The following is a 2771-nucleotide window of genomic DNA, read 5'->3' on the forward strand; positions in this document are numbered from 1 at the left end:
CTTCAGAATGACATCCTAAAGGACCCTCTTGCCTATATCACCTGACAACCCCAAAATAATTCAACCCGAATATAATCGCTCTGCTCAAAAGAAGCGTTACGGCTGAGGCGACGAAAATGAGCCAGATTACCTCGTTTATGTTTTTTTCTGTTATTGCGCCTTTGCCGTCACCGATAAAGCCGCTTTCCCTCGGAACGCCATCGTAATAGTTGGTGCCGCCAAGCTTAAGGCCAAATGCGCCGGCAACGGTGGCTTCCGGCAAACCGCTGTTCGGGCTCGCATGGTTGCGTCCGTCGCGTATCGCCGTCCTTATCGCCTTGAGGGCGTCCTTACGTACCAAAAGCGCCGCTATCGCAAGGATGAGCACAGATATCCTTGCCGGGATATAGTTTACCATGTCGTCGAACTTCGCCGCAGCCCAGCCGAAGTCGATATAACGCTCGTTCTTGTATCCTATCATCGAATCCAGGGTATTTACCGCCTTATATGCCATCGCCAGCGGTGCCCCGCCGATGAGCGCATAGATAATCGGCGCTATTACTCCATCAACCGAGTTCTCCGCGACCGACTCTATCGTAGCCCGCACCACGTCACGCCGCTTCATATTCTCGGTATCCCTGCCGACGATGCGCCCGACCTTCTCGCGGGCCTCCGCAAGGTCGTTCTTCGCGAGGGACATCGCCACATCTCTGGCGCTATCCATCAGGCCCCTTGTCGCTATCGTGGTGGATATTAATAGTATAGATACCACAAATCCCGCGATGCCGTTAAGAAGCGTGGCAAGGTAGACTATGCCCCAGGTTACCGAGGCGGATATACCGACCACGAATGTGACGACCACCACGCCCATATATCGTTTTTGAGCCCACCCGAGGTTCTCATCAAAGACCTGTTTGTCGAGATATGCTATAAGGCGCCCGATCAAGACGACGGGATGGGGAGCCCATCCGGGTTCGCCAAAGGCCAGGTCGACTACGTAGGCTAACGCCACCTGGGGCCACAACATATCAAACACCTATTATTTCTGAAATCGCGTCGATATCGAGACTTTCCGATACCGTCTTTGCCAACAGGTCGATCTGCGTCTGCCTGAACACGTCGTGGTCTATGCCGAGGCTGTCCTGCGCCAGGCCCTTTTTCGCTTTAAGGAAATCAAGGAGCGACTTGCGTAACTTTCCGTTATCAAATATCCCGTGGATATACGTGCCGAAGACCATTCCGTCTGCGGATACGCATCCATCGCTTATGTCTGTGGGCGCTGTGCCGCGCTTCGTTATCCTAAACGCCTCCCGGGTATCCCCGTTTAGCCTGGTTATGCCCATGTGTATCTCGTAGCCGGTCACACTGCTGCCGAGAACCGGCTCCAAGACAGCACCGCCGCCCGACACCATCGCCTCGACCTGCATTGTGACTTTTGCGGGACTAATGCTGGTTACGCAATCAAGTAAGCCGATACCGTCGATTACACGCTCGTCCGATTCAATACCGTGCTCGTCCTCTATCGTCGTTCCGAGCATCTGGTAGCCGCCGCAAATCCCGACAACAGGAACGCCCTTCTCGCGCCGCTTTCTAATCTCGGCGACCGTGCCTTTTTCGTGAAGCACCTGCATGTCGCCCATGGTGTTCTTTGTTCCGGGGACGATTATGAGATCGGCCTCCCCGATGGGAGCGCCGGGCGTCACATAGCGAAGGTTGACTCTGGGCTCGTAAGCGAACGTATCGATATCCGTAAAGTTGGATATATGCGGAAGCCTGATTACGGCGATGTCCACCGCCCGGCCGTTGGATGCGGCTTTGTTTACATTATCCAGCGCAAGCGAATCCTCGCTATCGAGCTTGAGGTCGCTCATATAAGGGATAATTCCGAGCACGTTCTTGCCTGTCTTTGTTTCAAGAAAATCGATTCCCGGATCAAGCAGCGTCACGTCTCCCCTGAACTTGTTAATGACAAGGCCCTTGACCAGGTCACACTCATCGTCGTCGAGCAGTTCAAGCGTGCCGACGAGCTGGGCGAAAACGCCGCCGCGGTCGATATCGCCGACCAGCAAAACCGGCGCCTCGGCCATCTTTGCGATGCGCATGTTGACGATATCTTCTTTCTTTAGGTTGATCTCTGCCGGGCTTCCGGCGCCTTCGATAAAGACCAGGTCGTATTCATTCCGTAACGCATCGAGTGATTCCTCGACCTTGTGTACGAGGTCGGTCTTCTCGAAGTGATATTCGCGGGCGGAAAGGTTTCTGTACACCTGTCCCCGCACGATCACCTGGGCGCGGCTGTTATCTGTGGGTTTTAAGAGAATCGGGTTCATGTGCACGGTCGGTTTGATGCGCGCGGCCGCCGCTTGAAGCGCCTGGGCGCGCCCGATTTCATGCCCCTCTTCGGTCGCAAACGAGTTAAGGGCCATGTTCTGGCTCTTAAACGGCGCGACTTTAAATCCCTTATCGACAAATATCCTGCACAGGGCCGCCACCAGCAGGCTCTTGCCCGCATCCGACGTCGTGCCCTGCACCATTAGCGTTCTTGCTTTCATTCTTTATAGCGCTCCCTAATTAGCCGCTAGCTAGAACCAAATAATGAATGGTTGTTGTCATTCTGAAGCGTTGTGAAGAATCTAGCAATTGTCATTCTAAACGCCGGCAATTGTCATTCTGAGCAGGTCCTTCGCTATCGCTCAGGATAAACTCCGAATCTAGCGGGCACTCACAGACTGCTGTTGCCTGTCATTCTGAACGAAGTGAAGAATCTAGCGGGCACTCACGCACTTCTGTCA

General features: G+C 54.1%; 2 protein-coding genes. Both read right to left on the reverse strand.

The window, feature by feature from the left end:
• Positions 1-37 precede the first annotated feature (37 nt).
• A complete protein-coding gene (gene cbiB, locus COY37_RS00260; protein WP_286679244.1) occupies positions 38-1006 on the reverse strand; it encodes an adenosylcobinamide-phosphate synthase CbiB in 969 nt (322 codons plus the stop codon).
• Between the two features lies 1 nt (position 1007).
• Positions 1008-2531 carry a cobyric acid synthase gene (locus COY37_RS00265; RefSeq protein WP_286679245.1) on the reverse strand — a complete coding sequence of 508 codons (1524 nt, stop codon included), beginning with the start codon at positions 2529-2531 and terminating at the stop codon, positions 1008-1010.
• Between the last annotated feature and the right edge of the window lie 240 nt (positions 2532-2771).

Source organism: Candidatus Aquicultor secundus (genome assembly GCF_002791875.1).
Lineage (GTDB): Bacteria > Actinomycetota > Aquicultoria > Aquicultorales > Aquicultoraceae > Aquicultor_A > Aquicultor_A secundus.